This is a genomic window from Arthrospira sp. PCC 8006 (genome assembly GCF_046480465.1).
GTDB lineage: Bacteria > Cyanobacteriota > Cyanobacteriia > Cyanobacteriales > Microcoleaceae > Limnospira > Limnospira platensis.
In genome coordinates this window covers 1-20,781 of sequence record NZ_PKGG01000080.1, presented here as the reverse complement: position 1 = coordinate 20,781, position 20,781 = coordinate 1, and the positions used below count along the sequence as shown (strand labels likewise).

The 20,781-nt window shown below is 40.7% G+C and carries 14 protein-coding genes and 1 pseudogene; 4 read left to right on the top strand and 11 right to left on the bottom strand.

The window, feature by feature from the left end; translation table 11 throughout:
- Positions 1–211, top strand: a pseudogene (locus tag B9T16_RS13515) (serine/threonine protein kinase); the annotation flags it as partial.
- A 46-nt stretch (positions 212–257) separates the two neighbouring features.
- Here the strand turns inward: B9T16_RS13515 and B9T16_RS13510 are convergent.
- The 7 genes from B9T16_RS13510 to B9T16_RS13480 form a co-directional block, all read right to left on the bottom strand.
- Positions 258–1,442 (bottom strand): response regulator, encoded by a 1,185-nt coding sequence (locus B9T16_RS13510; RefSeq protein WP_410245010.1) that lies wholly within the window; start codon positions 1,440–1,442, stop codon positions 258–260.
- 23 nt (positions 1,443–1,465) lie between these two features.
- Positions 1,466–5,257 (bottom strand): response regulator, encoded by a 3,792-nt coding sequence (locus B9T16_RS13505; protein WP_410245009.1) that lies wholly within the window; start codon positions 5,255–5,257, stop codon positions 1,466–1,468.
- A 90-nt stretch (positions 5,258–5,347) separates the two neighbouring features.
- Positions 5,348–5,551 carry a DUF751 family protein gene (locus B9T16_RS13500; RefSeq protein ID WP_006619466.1) on the bottom strand — a complete coding sequence of 68 codons (204 nt, stop codon included), beginning with the start codon at positions 5,549–5,551 and terminating at the stop codon, positions 5,348–5,350.
- 106 nt (positions 5,552–5,657) lie between these two features.
- On the bottom strand, positions 5,658–6,722 hold the full coding sequence (locus tag B9T16_RS13495) for an ABC transporter ATP-binding protein (protein ID WP_006619465.1): 1,065 nt from the start codon (positions 6,720–6,722) through the stop codon (positions 5,658–5,660).
- Positions 6,723–6,758: 36 nt separating this feature from the next.
- Positions 6,759–7,631, bottom strand: a complete 873-nt coding sequence (locus B9T16_RS13490; protein ID WP_410245008.1) for a carbohydrate ABC transporter permease — start codon at positions 7,629–7,631, stop codon at positions 6,759–6,761.
- A gap of 3 nt (positions 7,632–7,634) precedes the next feature.
- Positions 7,635–8,552 carry a carbohydrate ABC transporter permease gene (locus B9T16_RS13485; RefSeq protein WP_006619463.1) on the bottom strand — a complete coding sequence of 306 codons (918 nt, stop codon included), beginning with the start codon at positions 8,550–8,552 and terminating at the stop codon, positions 7,635–7,637.
- A gap of 10 nt (positions 8,553–8,562) precedes the next feature.
- Positions 8,563–9,876, bottom strand: a complete 1,314-nt coding sequence (locus tag B9T16_RS13480) for an ABC transporter substrate-binding protein (RefSeq protein ID WP_410245007.1) — start codon at positions 9,874–9,876, stop codon at positions 8,563–8,565.
- 388 nt (positions 9,877–10,264) lie between these two features.
- Between B9T16_RS13480 and serS the strand changes: the two genes are divergently transcribed.
- Positions 10,265–11,560 carry a serine--tRNA ligase gene (gene serS, locus B9T16_RS13475; protein ID WP_006618527.1) on the top strand — a complete coding sequence of 432 codons (1,296 nt, stop codon included), beginning with the start codon at positions 10,265–10,267 and terminating at the stop codon, positions 11,558–11,560.
- 77 nt (positions 11,561–11,637) lie between these two features.
- Here the strand turns inward: serS and B9T16_RS13470 are convergent, their stop codons facing one another.
- The 3 genes from B9T16_RS13470 to B9T16_RS13460 all read right to left on the bottom strand — a co-directional run bounded on the left by B9T16_RS13470 (position 11,638) and on the right by B9T16_RS13460 (position 14,206).
- A complete protein-coding gene (locus tag B9T16_RS13470; RefSeq protein WP_410245006.1) occupies positions 11,638–11,988 on the bottom strand; it encodes a DMT family transporter in 351 nt (116 codons plus the stop codon).
- A 20-nt stretch (positions 11,989–12,008) separates the two neighbouring features.
- The gene (locus B9T16_RS13465) at positions 12,009–13,592 is read right to left on the bottom strand and encodes an ArnT family glycosyltransferase (RefSeq protein ID WP_410245011.1); all 1,584 of its coding nucleotides are present in this window, start codon (positions 13,590–13,592) and stop codon (positions 12,009–12,011) included.
- Between the two features lie 179 nt (positions 13,593–13,771).
- Positions 13,772–14,206, bottom strand: coding sequence for a hypothetical protein (locus B9T16_RS13460; RefSeq protein ID WP_006618524.1), 435 nt, complete (start codon positions 14,204–14,206; stop codon positions 13,772–13,774).
- Between the two features lie 171 nt (positions 14,207–14,377).
- Here B9T16_RS13460 and B9T16_RS13455 point away from each other — a divergent pair, with 171 nt between their 5' ends.
- Together B9T16_RS13455 and B9T16_RS13450 are read left to right on the top strand one after the other, a co-directional pair.
- Positions 14,378–16,855, top strand: a complete 2,478-nt coding sequence (locus B9T16_RS13455) for a protein kinase domain-containing protein (protein ID WP_410245005.1) — start codon at positions 14,378–14,380, stop codon at positions 16,853–16,855.
- Between the two features lie 372 nt (positions 16,856–17,227).
- Complete coding sequence (locus tag B9T16_RS13450; RefSeq protein ID WP_410245004.1) at positions 17,228–19,639, top strand: protein kinase domain-containing protein; 2,412 nt, start codon at positions 17,228–17,230, stop codon at positions 19,637–19,639.
- A 35-nt stretch (positions 19,640–19,674) separates the two neighbouring features.
- Here the strand turns inward: B9T16_RS13450 and B9T16_RS13445 are convergent.
- Positions 19,675–20,781: adenylate/guanylate cyclase domain-containing protein (locus B9T16_RS13445; RefSeq protein ID WP_410245003.1), on the bottom strand; the 1,107-nt coding region annotated here is incomplete at its 5' end.

Below are 20,781 nucleotides of genomic sequence, written 5' to 3'. Positions count from 1 at the left end.
CACCAGCGCCATTTTTTGGGGTTTAGCTAACTTGGAGATTCGGCAAATTGATCTATTACTACAATTTCCCCAAGTTGGCCTGATACCAGAGTGGTTACAGTTCTGGTCTGGTATTACTTTTGTCGGTTTATTGGGCTGCACCATTGCTTTATCTTTGGCAGTAATTCACTATGTAATTATCCCGATTTTACGCCTTCTAGGATGGAAATAAATATCAGCAATAATCCCGCTGTTGATAGCAGTGTTTATATGTCTAGTTACTCATCAAATATAGGTAAAGTAAACCAGAATGTTGCTCCTTCCTTCGGAGTGGCGATCGCACCTATTTTACCACCGTGGGCGTTGATAATTTGCCGACACAAATATAAACCCAAACCTAACCCTTGAATATTACCCACAGTTCGCCCCCGTTTATATAAATCAAAAATCCCATCTAATTCCTGTTCACTCATACCATTACCATTGTCTTTTACAGTGCATCGGATTAACTTAACCTCGGTATTTTTTAGGGAGATAAATTCTGTAATTAACTCCGCTGACAGAGTGATAATAATACCCGGAGGATTATATTTAATCGCATTAGATAACAGGTTATCAAAAACTCTCCATAGCTGATTAGGGTCAGCTTGAACAGCCGGTAAATTCTCCGGTATCTGATTATTTATTTCCGCTTGTTCCTTTTGTAAAATTAGCTCTAATTCTAGGGATAATCTGTTAGTAAATTGACGCAAATTTAACGATTGACAATTAAGATGAATACCTTTTAATTCTATATCGCTGGTTTGCACTAAGGAATTAATCAAAGCCAATTGGCGCGTGCAACTGTTAGCCATGCGCTTTAAAATTGATGGGGCTACAGGTAATTCTTCATAATTTTCTGGTATTTTTTTCAGGAGATTTTGCAGCACCATTAACATTCCAGTAACCGGATTTCGTAAATCATGGGACATGGCATGAATATAAATCCGCAGTGCCGATTCTATCTTTTGGCGCTCCGTAATTTCTCGCTCTAATTGCTGATTTTGGGTGATTAATTGCTGTTTTTGTTGACTAATGGTTAGCTGGGTTCTCACCCTCGCTAAGACTTCCTGCACATGAAAGGGTTTAGTAATATAATCCACCCCTCCCACATCAAAAGCTAATACTTTATCCATGGTATCACTCAACGCACTCAGAAAAATAATAGGAATCTCTCTAGTTGTCGGGTCATCCTTTAAATATTTAGCCACCTGATAACCGTCTAATTCTGGCATCATAATATCCAGTAAAATCAAATCAGGTGGTTCCACTGCTACCGCCTGTAGCGCCCGCTGACCATTGATAGCTTTACGGACTTTATAGCCCTGTTCTAGTAACATTTGCGACAGGAGGCGCAGGTTCTCTGGAATATCATCAACAATCAAAATATCAGGTTGAAATTCCGAACTAATATCGCGATTCATATTGGAAATCCCTATAATACAACTCAAATCAAAGTTTGAGTAACATCATTTATTGTATCTAATCGAAAATTATTTACCAACTCCGTGAGAGTGGCCACTAATTCCGTTTCTGATTCGGGAATTTGAGTAATTAATTGGAATACCTCCGCATCATCTCCAGAAATAGCCGCCTTATGAAGCCGTTTTAGCCAATCGAAAGKCATAACCATTAAGGCTTGCGGTGTAAGGGGGCGCAGTGATTGGGAAGCAGCGCTAGGGAGGTTAGGTTCCATCAGATAACGGTAGCGCAGACCTAAATGAATTGCCATTTTTTCCAGTAAATCGGGATTCTGAAAAGGTTTGCGTAAGATATCATCACAGCCAGCATTGATAATATCTACCTCCTGTTCACTTAGGGCGCTGGCGGTGAGAGCAATTATTTTAACTTGATCACCACAGGGACGCGATCGAATTTGGCGCGTCGCCTCATAGCCATCCATAATTGGCATCCTCATATCCATCCAAATTAGTTGCGGTTTGTGAGTTTCCCAAGTGGCGATCGCCTCCCGACCATTTTCTGCTTCCAAAACCTGAAATCCTAAAGGTTCTATAATTCTAGCTACCAATAGTCGGTTTTCTGGAACTTCATCTACTACTAAAATTCGGTAATTTTGACCATCAGATTTAATCGCAATTTTCCGGATAGACACAGGAGTAATAGTCAGGGGCTGGGCTGTAGCCAAATCTAAGGGAATCTCAAAACTAAATTTACTCCCCACACCCCTAGTGCTATCAACTGTAATATCTCCTCCCATTAACTGCACAAATTTTCGACTAATTGGCAACCCTAACCCGGTTCCTTCCTGAGAATAACGCCCGATTTCTGTTTGCACAAAAGCATCAAATAAAGCATCAATTTCCTCACTCGATATTCCTGGCCCTGTATCTTCAACCATAAACTGCATCAGTACAGTATTAGAATCTGTCTCAGCATCTTTAGGTGTTGGTAGAGTCTTAGTGTATAATGTAACTTCCCCGGCTATGGTGAATTTAATAGCATTAGCGAGTAAATTGATTAAAACTTGTCGCAGCTTTTTCTCATCACCTAACACATATCGAGGTAAATATATGGGGCGATTAATAGTTAAGACAATATCTTGATTGGCAGCTTTTAATTTAAACATTTCCTCCAAGGTTTCCAGAAGGCGATGCAGGTCAAAAGGATGAATTTCTAAAGTGATTTTTCCCGCTTCAATTTTGGATAAATCCAGAATATCATTAATCAGTTCTAGGAGGTGTTCACCACTGCGATTAATAATTGCTAATTCCTGGGAACCTTCAGCAAATATGGGGTTATCAGCCATCAATTGACTAAACCCCAGAATCGCATTAAGGGGGGTTCTTAATTCATGGCTCATATTGGCTAAAAATGTACTTTTGGCACGGTTGGCAGCATCGGCAGCGCGTCTGGCTTCTTCTAGGGCAATATTTTGGGTAGCTAGTTTCAGCCTTTGTTGTTTTTCTCGTTCTAATAAATTGGCTTGGGCGAGGGCTATTCCCATTTTAGCAGCTACTGATTCTAAAAGATCGATTTCTTCATCTGTCCAGGTGCGACTGTTGCTACATTGACTTAGATAAATTGCGCCGTTGGGTTCGCTGTGATAGGATGTGCGAATAGCTAAAAGAGATTTGATCTCAAATTGCTGGCAAAATTCCAGGGCTCCTTGTAGGTTGTTATCCCTGTTATTATCTTCGGTAATGATGGCGACATCCTGACTGAGAATCCTGTCAATATAGGGATAATTTTCTAGGGAATATTGCTGATTTAAAATCGGGGGATACTCACATTTTAAATATTCCGCAACGGCTTTAATTTGGGGTGTGGGGCTAGATAAATAAGTGTAAATTGTACAGCGATCGACCGCGAAGGTTTGACCAATACGGTTGGCGGCAGTTTGAAAAATTTGCTGGGAATCCAAACTAGATCTTAGTTCCTCCGTGATTTGTCGCAGCAGTCTTTCTCTCTCAAATTGGCGGCGGAGAGCTTCTTCTGCTCGGCGGCGATCGGTGATATCATTACTGCTAGTAAGTAGACATTCTTGGGTGTTCAAATTAATGATATCTGCCGAAATTAATCCGCTTCTAATCTCACCATTTTTAGTTCTGAATTCTAGTTCAAAGTTGCGAACTTGACGATTTTTGGCTATAATATCTAACATCTCTGACCGTTGCTCAGAATATACCCAGAGGTTGAGTTCGTCAAAGGTGCGATTGATAATTTCTTCGGAATTGTAGCCAGTGACTAAGCAAAAACTTTCATTAACTTCTAGGTGAATACCATCATCAAGACGACTGATTGTAATGGGGTTAGGGGCTGCATGAAAGGCTGTCGAAAATTTTTGTTCTGACTCCCTAAGTGCAGCTTCTGCGGCTTTACGTTCTCGCACGGCGGCTTCGGCAATTTTCACTTTTTGTTCCAGTTGTTGAGTACGCTCTGCCACTTTTTGTTCTAACCTATAGGAGTATTCCTGAAGTTGACTATAGGAAAGTTTTAATTGTCCCCGCATTTGTTTAAAAGACCTGGCGAGGGTGCGAAGTTCTTGAGTGCAACTATTTCCGACTTTCTGATTCCAGTCGCCCCTAGATAGGGCGTTAGCAGCTTTGGCTAAATCGATAATGGGGCGAGTAATCCACTCCCCAGTCATCCATCCTATGGCGATCGCTACTGCTAAAGCAATTACAGATAATCCCATGGTAAGGCGGGTATTATTTTGGATATTGTGCATAAAATCGGCTTCGGGAATCACCACCACAATCAACCATCTTAAACCTCGTTCATCCCGAAAAGGTAGCAGTTTTATATATTGAGTTTCACCATTAAATGGGATTTTTCTAAAATAAGAATTATCGATGCGATCAAATCTATCAAATTCATCTTTTAAATATTGACTAATTTCTTGAATCAAAGGGTTATTACTAACTAAAGCAGCCTGTCTCATGATGCGATCTTCTTCCTGTTTAAACAGGGGTTCTGAGGTAGAACTTGCTACTAATAAACCTTCATGATCAATAATAAATGCCTTTCCCGTTTCTCCAATATCTAAACTATTCAAAACTTGACCAATATAAGACAGACTGATCACAATACTCATGACTCCATCAGCTTCCGTGGAATCAGGGGAAGAAAAAATAATTTGACTAGCACTAATTTGCAGAATTGGGGGAGGTTCAAACCGGGTATAAATTTGGCTCCAAACAGGTTGATCAGTGCCGATCGCCACCCGATACCAGGGTCGTAAACGAGGATCATAATCGGGATCAATATAATCTGGTGGTTGTCTATTAATTGCCTCCCAGCTATTGTAGCGATACAAATCAAAGTTGGTAGATGCGCCAGCAATTCCTATTTGTAATTGACCATCTTTAGTGCGGGAAGTTGAGCGATATTCTCCCTGCTCATTACCAATAGAAATAATATCAATGGATTCAAAAAAGTTAGCTTTTATCCAGAAATAAAATTCCCATCCTGATAAATCTTCAACATCTAGTAATCCCAAAGCCACGGCATCTTGAATATCCCGACCTACTATAAAAGGAATTTCTAAGTAGTGAGTTATATTTTCTTCAATGCGGCTTACAATTTCAACAATCAACCTATAGGCTAGATCATCAACCGCTTTCTGTCCGTTTCTGAAAGACAGATATCCCACGACACCAACAGTGGCAAAAATTTGGATTACGAAAGGTATAACTAACAGTCCCCGCAGCGATATTTTAGAGGATATCCCGGTAATTAAGCGACGACGGATAGACCACATTTTGGGGAGACGCATCATAGCTAGGTGAGTGATGATATGATCTAATAGGGGAAGTTGAGATCTGATTTTAGTCCCAACTTCCCTATCTATAAACTATCAGGTTTTGGCCTAAAGTGCATTTAAGCCTAACATTCCTTGGAGGGTAAAGTAGGTAAATGAGAATACACTTATTAGTAAACTTAACAGGGCGATCGCTGTCACAGGACGGTTTAAAAGAGGTTTGAGACGTTCAAACAGGAAATAGAAAATCCCCAGAGTAAACGTAATCAGGTAGCGGGGATAGCGGGATACATTCTGAAAAAAGTCTTGCATAGGTTAATCTAATTCAATGGCTAGGGAGTGACATCAGTATACCATTATAATTAATTAACTGGGCAACTGTTGCTAGTTGCCCCTAGGGATGTACTCAACAATTGAGTTAATTTAGGCGATCGCCTGATTCGAGATCAAACCAGTGCATCTGTTTTCGCGATAGGCTTAATTTTACCTGTTCACTTTCCCAAAGTTGGTCAGCCGGAATCACCGCCCGCAGAGTTTGTTCAGAGCCGTTAATGCGGACACTCAAAAGTTTTTCTTTACCCAAATCTTCCATTAAATAGACCTGTCCTTCAACTATATCGCCATCGGCTTCCTCTCCTAAAGATACATCCTCTGGACGAATCCCAAAAACTACAGCTTTTGGGGAAGTTGGTAAATAGGGTAAAGTTAAACTAAACTCTCCTAAAATCGCCTGATTTTCCTGACAGTCTAAGGTTAATAAATTCATTTGGGGACTGCCCACAAATCCCGCTACAAACCGATTAGCAGGCTGCATATAAATCTCACTAGGAGAGGCTAACTGCTGCAAATATCCATCATAAAGCACCGCAATTTTACTAGAAAGAGTCATGGCTTCTGTTTGGTCATGGGTGACATAAACCACAGGTTTTTGCTGAGATTCAAATAACTGTTTCAGGTCGGCGCGGACTTGTTCCCGCAACAGTGCATCTAAATTACTCAGGGGTTCATCTAACAGAAAAACATCAGGGTTACGGACTAGCGCTCTGGCTAAAGCCACCCGCTGACGCTGACCCCCAGAAAGTTGCCCAGGTTTACGCTCTAACAGATGTTGAATTCCCAAACGGTTCGATACATCATTAACCCGTTTTTCAATTTCTATGCTATCAACTTTCCGCAATTTCAAAGAGGTTGAAATATTTTCAGAAACCGTCATGTGAGGATATAACGCATAACTCTGAAATACCATCGCCATATTGCGTTTACCAGGGGGAATATTGGTTAAATCTTCTCCCCCTAAAATCACCTGACCCTGGGTAGGTTGATCTAACCCAGCAATCATCCTTAATAGGGTTGATTTCCCACAACCAGAGGGACCCAGAAGAGTGAGAAACTCCCCATCATTGACATTGACACTTACATCTTTAACTGGGATGACATTATGATCGAAGTGTTTACGCAGGTTTTTGAGTTCTAATTTAGCCATGATTTCGATAATTACAGAACATTTATTGAGGTGATTTTAGCCTTTGACAGCGCCGGCTGTGATTCCTTGAACAATACGACGTTGGAACATTAACACTAAAATAACCAGGGGAATAGTTCCGGTTACGGTAGCAGCAGCAATAGGACCATAAGGGATTTCAAAAATAGATGCACCTCCAATTTGTGCAACGGCTACCGGAATGGTATACATTTCTTCGCGGGTGATAAAGGTGAGGGCGAAAATAAACTCATTCCAGGCGAAAATAAAGGTGAGAATTCCGGTGGTTACTAAAGCAGGTATGGTCATGGGTACAACTATCTGTAACAGCATCCCAACGGTTCCATATCCGTCAATTTTGGCGGAGTCTTCTAGGTCTTTGGGTAGTTGTTGGAAAAAACTTCTCAAGACCAAAATTGTCAGGGGTAAATTAATGGCAGTGTAGGGGATAATTAGGGCGATGTAGTTGTTACCTAATCCCATAAATTTGACAATTTCCAGCAACCCTAAAAATAGGAGAACATAGGGAAACAAACTGATAATTAGGACAAAGCCGAGGATGAGATTTTCTCCCGGTATTTTTAATCTAGTTAGGGTGTAGGCGGCGGGGGCTCCAACTCCTAAACATAGAAGGGTTGAAGTTAGGGAAACTAAAGCACTATTAAACACATAGCGCAGAAAGTGCCAGCCTAAACTTTGATAGTGTTGAAAGGTGAGTTGATCCAAACTGGGAAAATAAACATTGGGAATGGTGGAAATAGATTCATTGGTTTTTAAAGAAGTTAGCAACTGCCATAATACGGGCGCTAGACAAAATATGATGGTGAGAATAACACCTATCCACAGTAAAATCCGACGCCAGTTGATTTGGCTTTTGCTATCAGTTTCTGAGGATTGATTAGCAACGGTCATTGATTATTTACCTCCCATAACATTTACGCGAGTTCTTGATAGGAAAAAGGCAGCGATCGCCACAGCTAAAATCAGCAGTAAAAAGGTGACTACAACTAAGGATGCACCATAGCCAAAATCCAGATATCGGCGCACCGTAGCATAGATATAAATAGACACGGTTTCTGTAGCCCCACCGGGTCCCCCGCCAGTCATGACTTGCACCAAGTCAAAAATACCAAATGCTTGGGCAAACCGAAACAGTAAAGCAATGATAATTTGGGGCATCACTAGGGGGATAGTAATTTGCCAAAAACTCTGCCACTGGTTAGCGCCATCAATGGCATGGGCTTCATATAAATCACTAGAAATAGACTGCAAACCAGCTAGGAGAATAATGGCAATAAAAGGGGTGGTTTTCCACACATCAGCGATAATCATAGCTGACATGGCGCGGGTGGGATCGCCTAGCCAAGTAATCTGGCTATCAATGAATCCTAAGCGGGTAAGAATATCATTAACTACCCCATACTGATCGTTAAAAATCCACGCCCAGGCTAACCCCATGACGGCTGTGGGTAACGCCCAAGGAATTAGGGAAGATGTGCGGACAAAACCTCGCCCAAAAAAGGCTTGATTTAATACTAAGGCGATGCCCATACCAATCACCAATTCTAAGAAAATAGAGATGATGGTAAAAACGCTAGTATTCCACATGGTTTGCCAAAAGCGACCATCTCCAATTAGGCGCTGATAGTTGGCTAATCCTGAAAAAATTGGTTCTAATTGAGTGCCTAAATTATTGGTAAATAAACTCAACCAAAATGCCCGACCTATGGGATAAATAAACACAAAGCCAAGAATTAGCAAAGCTGGTGCTATTAAGATCCATCCGGTGAGTTTCTCTTGGCGTTCCATCTGATTGTTAATTCTTTCATTCATGATTAATCAGTTATCGATTCAACAGGGCGCGGGTTTGATTTGCGGCGGCTTCCATGGCTTTTTCTGGGGTTCTGCTTCCGGTTAGGGCGGCGCTTAGATACCTTTGCAAAATATCAGAAGCCTGGGCATATTGAGCGATCGGAGGCCTTAAAACTGGGTTCTGTACTACTTGTAATAAGTTGGGAAGATAGCTAAACTTCTCGACTAATTTTGGGTCATTAAATAGGGAGATTCTGGAGGGTACATAACCAGTTTCTAAAAAGTATTTGCGCTGAACTTCGGGTTGATTAAAGAAGTTGATCACCGTCCAGGCTTCATCTTTATGAGGAGAAGTAGAGGAAATGCCAAATCCCCAACCTCCTAAACAAGCACCACTATTTTTACCTGGGGCGTGTACCATTGGTTTAATGGCAAAATTTCCGGCTATGTCTGAGTTGGAGGCGAGGGAATAAACATAAGGCCAGTTTCTTAAAAAGGCAGTATTACCACTTTCAAATAGGCGGCGAGTTTCTTCTTCGGCGTAGGTGGTCACTCCGGGGGGAGAAATGTTTTTGATAATGGTATCTCGGAGAAATTGCACAGCGGCGATCGCTTCCGGTTTATCTAATCCTACTTCTTTGGTCTCTGGGTCGATCCAAAATCCTCCAGAACCTTCTAAAATTTCGGTAAACATAGCCGATAAACCTTCGTATTGTCTACCTTGCCACAAATAACCCCATTGGGCTAAATCTTGTTCTTGTAGCCTTTGGGATATGTCTATTAATTCCTCGAAGGTGTCGGGAGGTTCTGCGCCAATTTCGGCTAATAAATCAGTCCGATAATAGAGCATTCCTCCGTCTGTACGGAAGGGCATTCGATAAAGTTTATCTTGATAGCGTCCCCCTTCAATATCTCCTTCTAAATAAGCCTGTAACTGTCCTGGAGTCAACCGATTAGATAAATCATATAACCACCCGGCTGCTGCAAACTTTTGCACCCAAACGATATCCATATAAGCGAGATCGTAGGGAGAATCTCCGAGTAAAAAAGCGGAGGTGTAGAGGTCTTCGACTAAATTGGTGTTATTGGGTCCGCTGATGACTTCTAAGCGGATATTTTCGTGGTTTTCATTAAAGTCTTTAACCAGGGGTTGCCATTGGGCTGCTTCCAAGGCTTGGACTAACACCCTCACGGTTACGGGTTGTTGGCTAAAAACGGGAACAATAACGCACAATACCGCTAAGAAACTGGCGATCGCTAATCCTAAATTTCGCCAAAATCTGGAAGCTCTTAGATTAAATAAGCGGGTCTTGGTTTTGACATTAACTCTGTGTTCCTGTAACATTATTAAATTTTCGCAATTGACAACCGGAAACAATACCTATGTCCTAAGATAGACCTGATCAACCCTAGTATCAAATTATGTCAGGGCTATATTCTGCTTATGATTATACAAATTTAGGGGGATTATGGCAAGGCAACTTTAGATTACTTAATATTTGTCAGGTGATAATCTTCAAATTTCCGTATAATCTGACACAGTATTGATTGATTTTATTCATATTTTAAGTGGGATGATATCAACCAATTAAAAACTATTTTTATCCATTAATGATCGTGGAGCGATCGCTGACCAACCCCCTAGCATAACAATTACATTGACTTATAGACGCGACCCTAGTAAAATCTTCGGAAGGTTAATTGATCAGACCTTGATAATTTAGGAAAGACCAGTGTTAGACATTAAACTGATTCGGGAAAATCCACAAGAGATTCAACAACGCCTCAACCGTCGGGGAAACTATGACCTAGAAGCCATCTTAGAATTAGATGAAAAACGGAGGGAACTTGAACAGCAACGCATTCAACTAGAAACCCGCAGCAACGAGATCGGTAAACTTGTAGGAGAAAAAATCAAATCGGGAACCGACCCCAAAGGGCCAGAAATTCAAGCATTGAGGGAAGAAGGACAGCAAATAAAGTCCCAGTTAAGTGACTTAGAACCCCAAGAAAAAGACCTAGAATCACAAATTACTAGCCTATTACTTCCGTTACCAAACCTTCCTAGTGACACCACCCCAGAGGGAAAAAGCGAAGCCGAAAATGTGGAAGTACGCCGCTGGGGAGATGAATATAAACTCCCAAATACGGATATTTTACCCCATTGGGAAATCGGAGAAAAGCTAGGAATTCTCAACTTTGAACGAGGGGTAAAGATTGCCCAAAGTCGTTTTGTTAGTTTAGTGGGTGCTGGGGCGGCATTAGAACGCGCATTAGTTCAATTTATGCTGGATACTCACACAGCTAACGGCTATTTAGAAGTTATACCACCCCTGCTAGTTAATAGTATATCTTTAACTGCTACAGGTCAATTACCTAAATTTGCGGAAGAGAGTTTTAAATGTGCTGATGATGATTTATGGTTAATTCCTACTTCAGAAGTGCCGGTAGTTAACCTATATCGTGATGAAATTTTAGAAGGTGAACAACTCCCTATTTATCACTGTTCATTTACTCCTTGTTTTCGGCGGGAGGCGGGAAGCTATGGAAAGGATACCAGAGGTCTAATTAGACTGCATCAGTTTAATAAAGTGGAATTGGTGAAATTAGTACACCCAGATACTTCGGAGTTAGAACATGAAAAACTGGTAGCAGATGCTGAAGGAATTTTACAGGCTTTAAAATTACCCTATCGCGTTATAGAATTGTGTACCGGAGATTTGGGATTTGCGGCGGCTAAATGTTATGATTTGGAAGTATGGCTACCTTCAGCAGGAACTTACCGAGAAATTTCGAGTTGTTCTAATGTTAAAGATTTCCAAGCCAGACGTGCCAATATTCGCTTCCGGGAAGCGAAGGGCGACCCGAAGAAAAAGAAAAAGAAAACTGAGTTTGTTCATGCTTTAAATGGTTCGGGTTTGGCGGTTGGAAGAACTATGGCTGCCGTTTTAGAAAACTATCAGCAGCCCGATGGAAGCGTTAAGGTTCCCGAGGTTTTGCAGCCTTATTTGGGGCGAGAGGTTTTGTAAAATGTGGCTGGTATGTTAACTTAAAAAAACAGTGGGGTTTTGCTTAGGCTTAACCCCAAGGTAAAAATCAACGATTTTCAGCGGGACATAATAATGATACCAGTAAAAATTAGGGAAAGTCCGATCCACTGATGAAAATCAAATCTTTCACCAAATAGTAAATTTCCGGCGATCGCAATTAAAGTAAAGCTAATTCCGGCAAAAATTGGATAAGCAGTAGAAACCGGAAGTTGATCTAAGGCTTTAGCAAATAAAATCACATTAACCCCATAGACCATAATGCCACCAATAAACCAAGGAGAAAGCAACAGAGTTAACAAACTTGGATCGGTAGCTACCAGTCGCGATTTTTTTAACAGCAAACTACCGACACAGTTATTAATTGCTGCCAAAATCAAAAATCCCCAACCACTTAAATAAAAATTCATAGGATACCATTTAACTTAATTTATTCTAGCCATTTAGTGTTAATGACTCTGCCGCCAGAGTAATAACCTACTTCCCCAGGTTGAATCCTGTCTTTGATTTGAATGCGAAAAGATTGCATAGTCTGAAAATCCACATCAGAAATTATAAAGTTTTGGGTTTCTAATCTTTGGTCAAAGGGAATATGCACATTCATAAAATAAGTACCTGGTGATAATAGTTTAACCCAGTATTCTCGATCGCCAATGCGGTCTACATTTAAAGAATTAGAGGGATTAATCAAATTATTAAATGTGGCATTGTTGAGTAATTCAATTTCTGACTCTGCAAAAAGTTGGCCAGCAGCATATAAACCATTGCGATAAATATAGACTCCCTTTAGGTTATCTGGTATATTAATTAAAAACATTCTCTTTCCGTCAATTTCTTCATCAATGCTCTCAATTACTTGTTTAGCTATCTGTCCGGCTAAATTCCAGGTATGATTAAAGCTATACAAATAATAAGATAAAATGATTGATATCATGATAAATTGAATGGCTAAAAGCATACGAAATCTAGCCAGAGAAACACCAATAATTAATACCAATAAAATTACAAAAAATGCCGATGGTAAATATAGCAGTCTTTCTCCTTCTGTATTAGCCAAAGATATCCGAATGTTAATCACAGGTAATAGAGAAGTGACAAATAATCCTAACAGGAGAATTGCTAATTTTGCAATTAATATATAAACCCCTTTTCGGCACAAACAGATAACCACAAAGGTGCAAATAATGGTGATAAATATGGCAAAAAATATCATCCAGTTGTGTTCTGGAATATTAGGAAGTGGGGGAATAATAATTCTGAGGCTAGAAGCCAAACCCCGTTGGATGATGTCAATATTAAAGTTGGTATGAACCCCAGTTCCGTAGCCTCCTAACAATTGCCTAATCCCCAAGTATCTCAGTCCTAAGTAAATAGGTAAAACTGAGGTATAAAGTATGGGGAAATATAGGGTTTTTAAAAATTCGTTGATATTATGATTTCGATTAATGTAGTCATAGACTTCATATAAAAATACTAATCCTGGGTAAATAATTACTGACTCTTTGGATAGTAAACCTAGAAAAAACAAGATATATGATAGTAAAAATAATCGGTTATTTCCAGTTTCTTTATATTTAAGATAACCACAAAACGCAGCCAAGCCAAAGCAAGTGGCGACCAGATCAGATCTGGCTGATATCCAGGTGACAGCTTCAACATGACTATGAAGAATGATGAAAATAAAGCCGGAGACTAGGGAGAAAATATTAATTAATTTTCCGGCTAGATCTGCACCCCTAAACAACAGCCGAGACATTGCATAAACCAGAAAAGCATTTAAGCCATGGAAAAATAAGTTGGTGAGGTGATAACCAAGGGGGTTCAGTTCCCAGAGTTGATAATCAGCAAATATAGTTAGGGAAATTAGGGGACGAAAAAATACATCTGGTGGGGTTGTCCAGACACCAAATGCACCTTGAGTTTTGATTTGATAAATCCAGTTAAAATCATCGGATAAGAAAAAAGAGTTGATGATATTTCCATAGGCGATCGCTGTTAAAATCAAGCCAGAAATTAAAGTGATTGCGTGCCATTTTAACCAGGAATCCGTCTGCTTTTGGGATTTTATCATCTTTGTTTAAAACCAATTAGAACTTTATTTTAAAATCAAATTAATGGTCAGTATACCCATAAAATTTGACGGTAAATTACCCCGATAGCCAGCTATTAAGATATTAATAGTTCCAGCCAATTCTACTGACTAAAATTAATAGAAAATCGCTGTCCTTCGATAGTTCCAGCCACAAAAATAGAACTAATCTCATTGTGGGAATTATAGCGAATATTGGCAGTTCCCATAACTCCGGGAATTGTCGCCCCAGTAATTTTCATCTCCAAACCAGAAGCCGTTTCGCGGGCTATATTACCCGTTAACTTGACTGGATTTTCCCTACTATCCCAAAAGGTTAGTTCAGCATTACCACTGCTATCAACATTAATAGAGGCGGCGGTAATAGATTCTTGAAAGCGACTATTAACCGAATAAATTCCACTACCAGTTTGACTAAGTTGTAATTCTCGGCGGGTAGTTTGAGCGCGCGCCATAGGTGTTGGCATCACGGTTAAAGACCCAGGGGATACCCCTACCAAAATTCCTAGCATAATTAGCCAAAATCGGTGAATATTCATGGTTATTTTTTTCTGCAAAACTTACCCAACAAGCGATCGCCATTAGGGACAGAACCCCTAATCATCAGATCCATTTCTTGACCACTATCTGTCAATCTATTTTATACTGCATCAACCTCAAATGATCAAATTTGCGGTATGATATGCAATTTAGCACTGGTAGGACATCAGATGATTGACCAACTTTTAGATGGACGGTATCAGATCCTAGAGATAATCAGGTCGGGGGAATTTGGGAGTACCTATCTAGCCAAAGATACCCGTCGCCCTGGGGAACCTATATGCTTTGTCAAGCATCTACGATTTTTGGTAGAAGATCCCCAATTATTTAAGAATACTTACCGTCGCTTTCAACAGGAAGCCGAGGTTCTAGAAAAGTTATCCCACCACGACCAAATCCCCCAACTGCTGGCTTATTTTGAACAAAACCAGGAATTTTATCTGGTCGAATCCTATATAAATGGACAGTCCCTAGCCCAGGAAATTTTACCCGGTCAACCTTTATCAGAAAATTCGGTAATTGCCATCGTCTCAGAAGTTCTAGAAATTCTTAATTTTGTTCATGATCAAGGAGTAATTCACCGGGATATTAAACCTAGTAATCTGCTGAGGCGGGATGCAGATCAAAAAATTATGTTATTAGATTTTGGGGCGGTTAAAGAAATTGGTTTTCACCAAAATAATAATCCTCCTACGGCGAGAATTGGCACTTTAGAATATATGCCCATCGAGCAATTCGAGTGTAATCCTCGCTTGAATAGCGATATTTATGCCCTGGGAATGATTGCTATTCAAGCATTAACTGGAATGGCAGCTTATGAATTACGAAAAATTCGAGAAAATTATCCGACCAATGCTGGGGAATTATTCTGGCGAGATTTAGCCATTGTTAGTCCTGAGTTTGCCGAGATTATCGATCGCATGGTTAAACCAGACTACCGAGAAAGATATCAGTCAAGCGAGGCAGTTTTGGCAGATATTAATAATCTCAGTAATCCTTCTCAAACTGATGCGAATAAACTCGAAAGATACCGAGAAGAAGTTAAGCGCATCTGCAATTATGAAGGGGAAATATCAGTAGTAGGTCGCCAAATTTTAGAAGAGCTACGAGTGAGTTTACAAATCTCCGAACCCCAAGCCAAAGCCATGGAAGACGAGATTCTTAATCCTTACCGTCGAGATCACCAGAAAGGCGATCGCTATCAACAAGCCCTGACCGAAGCCATTATACAGCAATATCCATTAGCCAAGAAAACCAGAGTAGAATTAGACCGACTGCAAAAAATGTTGGGAATTTCTGATCAGGATATGGCTATCATTGAAGCCAATATTTTACAATACCCGTTAACCAGAGAAACCAGAGAAGAATTAAGGCGACTTCAGCAGTTATTAGGCCTTTCTGATGATCATGTAGCTTTGATAGAGGCTCAAATTTTACCGGAATCTTGGTTAAATCAGATTTTAAGCCAATTAAATCCCGATCACGATCGTCTTCTGTCCTGGCGTTGGGGATTGGTCATTAGTGGAATTATCATAGCTATTATCGGTTTAGGTTGGGGATTATATCAATATAATAACTGGATACAATCCCGAGCACAAGCCGATATTAAAGAACAACTTGATACCGAAAAAATTAACTATATTCAGTCATTATTAGCCGCCAATAACTATCAAGATTGTATTACCGCTGCCCAAACCTTTCCAGAGTCTTCACCTCAGTATGCTGTCGCCCAGGAGTTACTCAGCCAATGTCAAGATGTGATTAGCTGGAAACAAGCAAAAGTTAACACATTCCCCATTCATACAGCCGCCGTCCAGTCCGTTGCCGTCAGTCCTGATGGTAGGATAATTGCTAGTGGTAGCCGAGATAACACCACCAGACTTTGGCATATAGAAACCGGGGAAGTGCTGCAAAATTTTGTAGGCAATTCATCAGCTATTCTCTCCGTAGATTTTAGTAATGATGGCTTATCATTAGCAGCCGGGACTCAACTATCTCAGGTGATAGAATGGAATCTGGAAACCATTGAATGGTATCCTCCATTAGTGGGAGCATCTCCCATTGAAGCTCTACAAATTAGCCCTGATAATAGAGCGATCGCCACCGGAAGTGCTGATGGTAATGTGCGAGTTTGGAATCGGAGAACTGGGTTAATTTTATATAACAATAATCAGCATTCAACCATTGTTTATTCCGTAGCATTTACCCCCAATGGCCGTTGGTTGGTTACTGGTTCAGGGGATGGCAATATTCACATTATTGATTGGCAGATAGATCAGTTACGCCATAGATTTCCAGGACATACCGGAGAAGTGCGATCGCTTGCGATTACCCCTGATGGTCTGCAAATTGTCAGTGGTGGTACAGATAACAATATCAAAATCTGGAACCTAATAACAGCAGAAGAAGCGAGAACCCTAACAGGTCATAGAGGCGCAGTTATTGCCGTAGCTGTCAGTCCTGATGGCACACAAATTGCTAGTAGTAGTCGCGATAGAACCGTCAAAATATGGGACTTAGAAACTGGGGAATTACTTAATACTTTAACTAACCCTCAAGCTGTAGTTAATTCTCTAGTTTTTGGTATTAATTCCGCCACCTTAATCGGAGGCACCCAGGATGGAATGGTTGTAGTCTGGCAGCGATAATCTGGCGTTATGGGGGGTTCACCATCAGGATTTTAGCTGTAGGGGATGGCAACCACAGACCAGTACCCCTAGGGGTATTCAGTACCCAGCACCATCTGAAGTTGTTGCCCGAAACCCAAGCATTGAAGAAATTTTAGGCTGCCAGACTTTTTGGTATAAGTCTATAAAAAACGTTCCACAATTTAGATATAAATTTTCTCATCAATATGATATAGTAGTAATCAAATTAGTATCTTTGAGCTAATCATACTATCAGGGTTAACTAGATATCTATCTGAGTCTACTAGACCCGGATCAACTATCATCAAATACTTGTAACAATTATAGTGTTACTGTCTATGGGTTTAATTTACATCAGTATTTACATGGATCATGATTGACCAACTTTTAGACAGACGGTATCAAATCCTAGAGGTGATTGAGTCTGGGGATCTAGGTAGTACGTTTTTAGCAATAGACACCCGTCGACCTGGGGAATGCCTCTGCTTTATCAAACATTTGCGACTTTTGGTAGAAGATATCCAGCTACTGAATATTGCCCGTCGTCGGTTTCGCCAGGAAGCCAAGATTATGGAAAAATTATCCAGACATGAGCAAATTCCGCAACTTTTAGCTTATTTTGAGGAAAACGAAGAATTTTATCTAGTGGAGTCTTACACTCCTGGTCATCTCATCTCTGATGAATTTTGGCCCGGTCATCCCCTATCAGAAAATCTGGTAATTCAGATAATTTACGATGTCCTAGAAATCCTGACTTTTGTCCATAGATTCGGAGTAATTCACCGAGATATTAAACCTAGTAATTTACTCAGGCGAGACTCGGACGGAAAGTTAATGCTATTGGATTTTGGGGCGGTTAAAGAAATTGGTTTGAGTCAAAATCATAACCCCCCCACAGGTCCCATTGGAACCATAGAATATATGCCTATTGAGCAGTTCGAGTGTAACCCCCGCCTCAATAGCGATATTTATGCCCTGGGTATAGTCGCTATTCAAGCCTTAACCGGACTTCCTAGTTATGAATTATCACAACTGCGAGAAAATTATCATACTAACCCAGGACAGTTGTTCTGGAGGCATTTAACTATTGTTAGTTCCGAATTTGCCGACATTATAGATCGCATGGTGCAGTTGGACTATCGGGAAAGGTATCAATCGGCGGAAGAGGTTTTAACTGCTTTGCGAACCATGGGCGATCGCAGTCCCACCGATTTTAGTAAACTCCAAACTTACCGAGAAGAAATACAACGCTGCGCCAGTCATAAGGGTGATATTTCCGTAGTTGGTCGCCAAATTTTGGAGGAACTGCGAGTCACTTTAGAAATATCCAAGGAAGAAGCAGAAGCCTTAGAAGATGAAATACTTAATCCCTATCGTAAGTATCGTGAGAAGGGAGAACGTTACGAACAGGCATTAATAGCAGCAGTTAAACAGCAATATCCTTTGAGTGCTGAAACGCAAAATGAACTAGATAGACTCAAGGAATTGTTAGGTATTGATGATGAAGATGTCGAGGTGATTAAATCTCATATCTTACCCAAATCTGGGTGGAGTAAAATCTTAGATATCTTTGGATATAATCCCCGTACTGAAGTGGCTAATAAACAGCCTAAATCATCCGTCGCTTTTCGTCCGCGCCCGTCTTTTTTGTTGGTGATTGGGGGTATTTCTTTGGCGATCGCCCTGTTGCTTTTCCTGTTGTATCAATATCAAAGATGGCAACAGTTACAAGTAGCCAGAGCCAATCAACAACAACTTTATAGCCAACAGTTTCAGACAGTCGCCGATTTAGTACAAGCTGGAAACTACCAAAGTTGTATTACCCAAGCCCAACAAATTCCCCAATCTTCTAGCTATCATCCCCAAGCACAGACATTGCTGGAACAATGCCAAAATGTGGTTTATTGGAAACAGGCAGACCTAACAACTTTAGCCGGTCATACGGCCCCGGTAATGTCCGTAGCAGCTACTAATGATGGACAAATAATTGCTAGTGGTAGTCGGGATAATACTATCAAACTTTGGAATACACAAACCGGGGAAAATATCTCCACTCTCGCCGGAGATGGCTCGGCTATTCTGTCCGTAAATTTTAGTAATGATGGCATTGAATTAGCATCCGGGACAGAATTTTGGCGGATTCTGGAATGGAATTTACAAACCAGAGAATTGTATTTACCATTGGAACACTCAGCCCCAATTTTGACAGTACAAATTAGCCCTAATAATAGAAATATTGCCTCTGGTAGTGCTGATAATACTGTGCGAGTTTGGGATCGCCGCACTGGACAAGTTTTGTATAACCATACTGAACACTCAGAAACAGTTTATGGGGTGGCATTTAGTCCTAATGGTCGCTGGCTAGTGACAGGTTCAGGCGATCGCACTATTCATGTGATTGATTTAGAAATGCGTGAGTTACGCCACCGTTTACAAGGACATAACGGAGAAGTGCGAACAGTCGCCATTACTCCTGATGGTGAAAATATCATCAGTGGTAGTAGTGATAATACCATTAGAGTTTGGGACTTACAAACCGGGGAAGAAACCATAACCCTAACAGGCCATCAAGGGGAAGTTCTCTCCGTAGCCGTCAGTCCCGATGCTACTCAAATTGCCAGTAGTAGTCGCGATCGCACCGTCAAAATTTGGAACTTATCAACTGGAGACCTACTGAATACCTTAACAGATATTCCCGCCGTGATTAACTCTGTCTTTTTTGTTGATGATGAAACCTTAATAGGAGGCAGTGAAAACGGAACCGTTGCTATATGGAGGAGATAGCAATCATGAAAAGACTACCCATTGATGATGGGCTATCAACTTAATCCTTGATATATGGCAGTTAACTTAGCTTCTAGTTCCGGCGATTTTGCCGTGAAATGAATATAAAAATGACCTGGTGCTGCTGGATATTCTAACACCTTAGCATAGACATCTTCCGCACCAGAACCGCAAATATCACTACTGAAATTCAGCTTAATGTTAGTCAGAGGTAAAGGCAAATAAGCCTCATCTTCTGACTCAGCTTTAACCTTAGCTTCCCGCGCCGACAATTCCACAATAGTACCAGAAAAGACATTTTCCCCGACGTGCTTTCCTTCCAAAACCGTATATTGTAAAGGGATAGGTTTTGGGAGAACCACAAATAACTCTTTTTCCCTTTTTAAATACAGATTATAAGGTACACCCACCCCTCCCAATTCATAAATAGTAATTGGTTTTTGTACCCCCTTGGGTTGCACCTGTTTTTCTCCGGTAATTTTCGCCATTCTCCCTACCGCTTCTAGGGTAGATTCAGAAATCAGAATTTGTCCTCCCGTGGTATAAGATTCAATCCGATAAGTTAAATTAACATTCTTACCCACCACCCCATATTTAGTTCGTTTTTCCGAACCAATATTACCAACTACCACCTCTCCCGTATGTACCCCAATTCCCATCTCTAAATTAGCATAACCCCAAGCCTTCATAGTTTGGTTAACCGACTCCATAGCCAACTGCATAGCCACCGCACAGGCGATCGCCCGCTGCGGGTCATCCTCACGCACATTAGGCGCACCAAATAGCACCAAAATTCCATCACCCATAAACTCATCAATTGTCCCATTATAATTAGTAATAATATCCGCCATAGTTGACAGATAAAAATTCAGAATCTTGACCACTTGTTCAGGATTTAAACGTTCAGAAGTTGCCGTAAATCCCCGCAAATCAGAAGTTAAAATCGTCAGAGTCCGTCGTTCTCCCCCCAACTCCAAACGCTCATGACTTTCTAACAAATTCGCCACTACTGCATCAGTTACATAGCGCCCAAAAGTCTTGCGGATATGAGCCTTTTCGGTGCGGAGTTTTTTAATGCGGATATGGGTTTTAATCCGTGCCAGTAACTCCTCTTTATTCAGAGGTTTAGATAAATAATCATT

Bases quoted from the DNA above. Each gene is read 5' to 3' on its own strand.
- B9T16_RS13510 (WP_410245010.1), bottom strand. From the start codon at position 1,442: ATGAATCGCGATATTAGTTCGGAATTTCAACCTGATATTTTGATTGTT.
- B9T16_RS13500 (WP_006619466.1), bottom strand. From the start codon at position 5,551: ATGCAAGACTTTTTTCAGAATGTATCCCGCTATCCCCGCTACCTGATT.
- B9T16_RS13495 (WP_006619465.1), bottom strand. From the start codon at position 6,722: ATGGCTAAATTAGAACTCAAAAACCTGCGTAAACACTTCGATCATAAT.
- B9T16_RS13490 (WP_410245008.1), bottom strand. From the start codon at position 7,631: ATGACCGTTGCTAATCAATCCTCAGAAACTGATAGCAAAAGCCAAATC.
- B9T16_RS13485 (WP_006619463.1), bottom strand. From the start codon at position 8,552: ATGAATGAAAGAATTAACAATCAGATGGAACGCCAAGAGAAACTCACC.
- B9T16_RS13480 (WP_410245007.1), bottom strand. From the start codon at position 9,876: ATGTTACAGGAACACAGAGTTAATGTCAAAACCAAGACCCGCTTATTT.
- B9T16_RS13470 (WP_410245006.1), bottom strand. From the start codon at position 11,988: ATGAATTTTTATTTAAGTGGTTGGGGATTTTTGATTTTGGCAGCAATT.
- B9T16_RS13460 (WP_006618524.1), bottom strand. From the start codon at position 14,206: ATGAATATTCACCGATTTTGGCTAATTATGCTAGGAATTTTGGTAGGG.
- B9T16_RS13455 (WP_410245005.1), top strand. From the start codon at position 14,378: ATGATTGACCAACTTTTAGATGGACGGTATCAGATCCTAGAGATAATC.
- B9T16_RS13450 (WP_410245004.1), top strand. From the start codon at position 17,228: ATGATTGACCAACTTTTAGACAGACGGTATCAAATCCTAGAGGTGATT.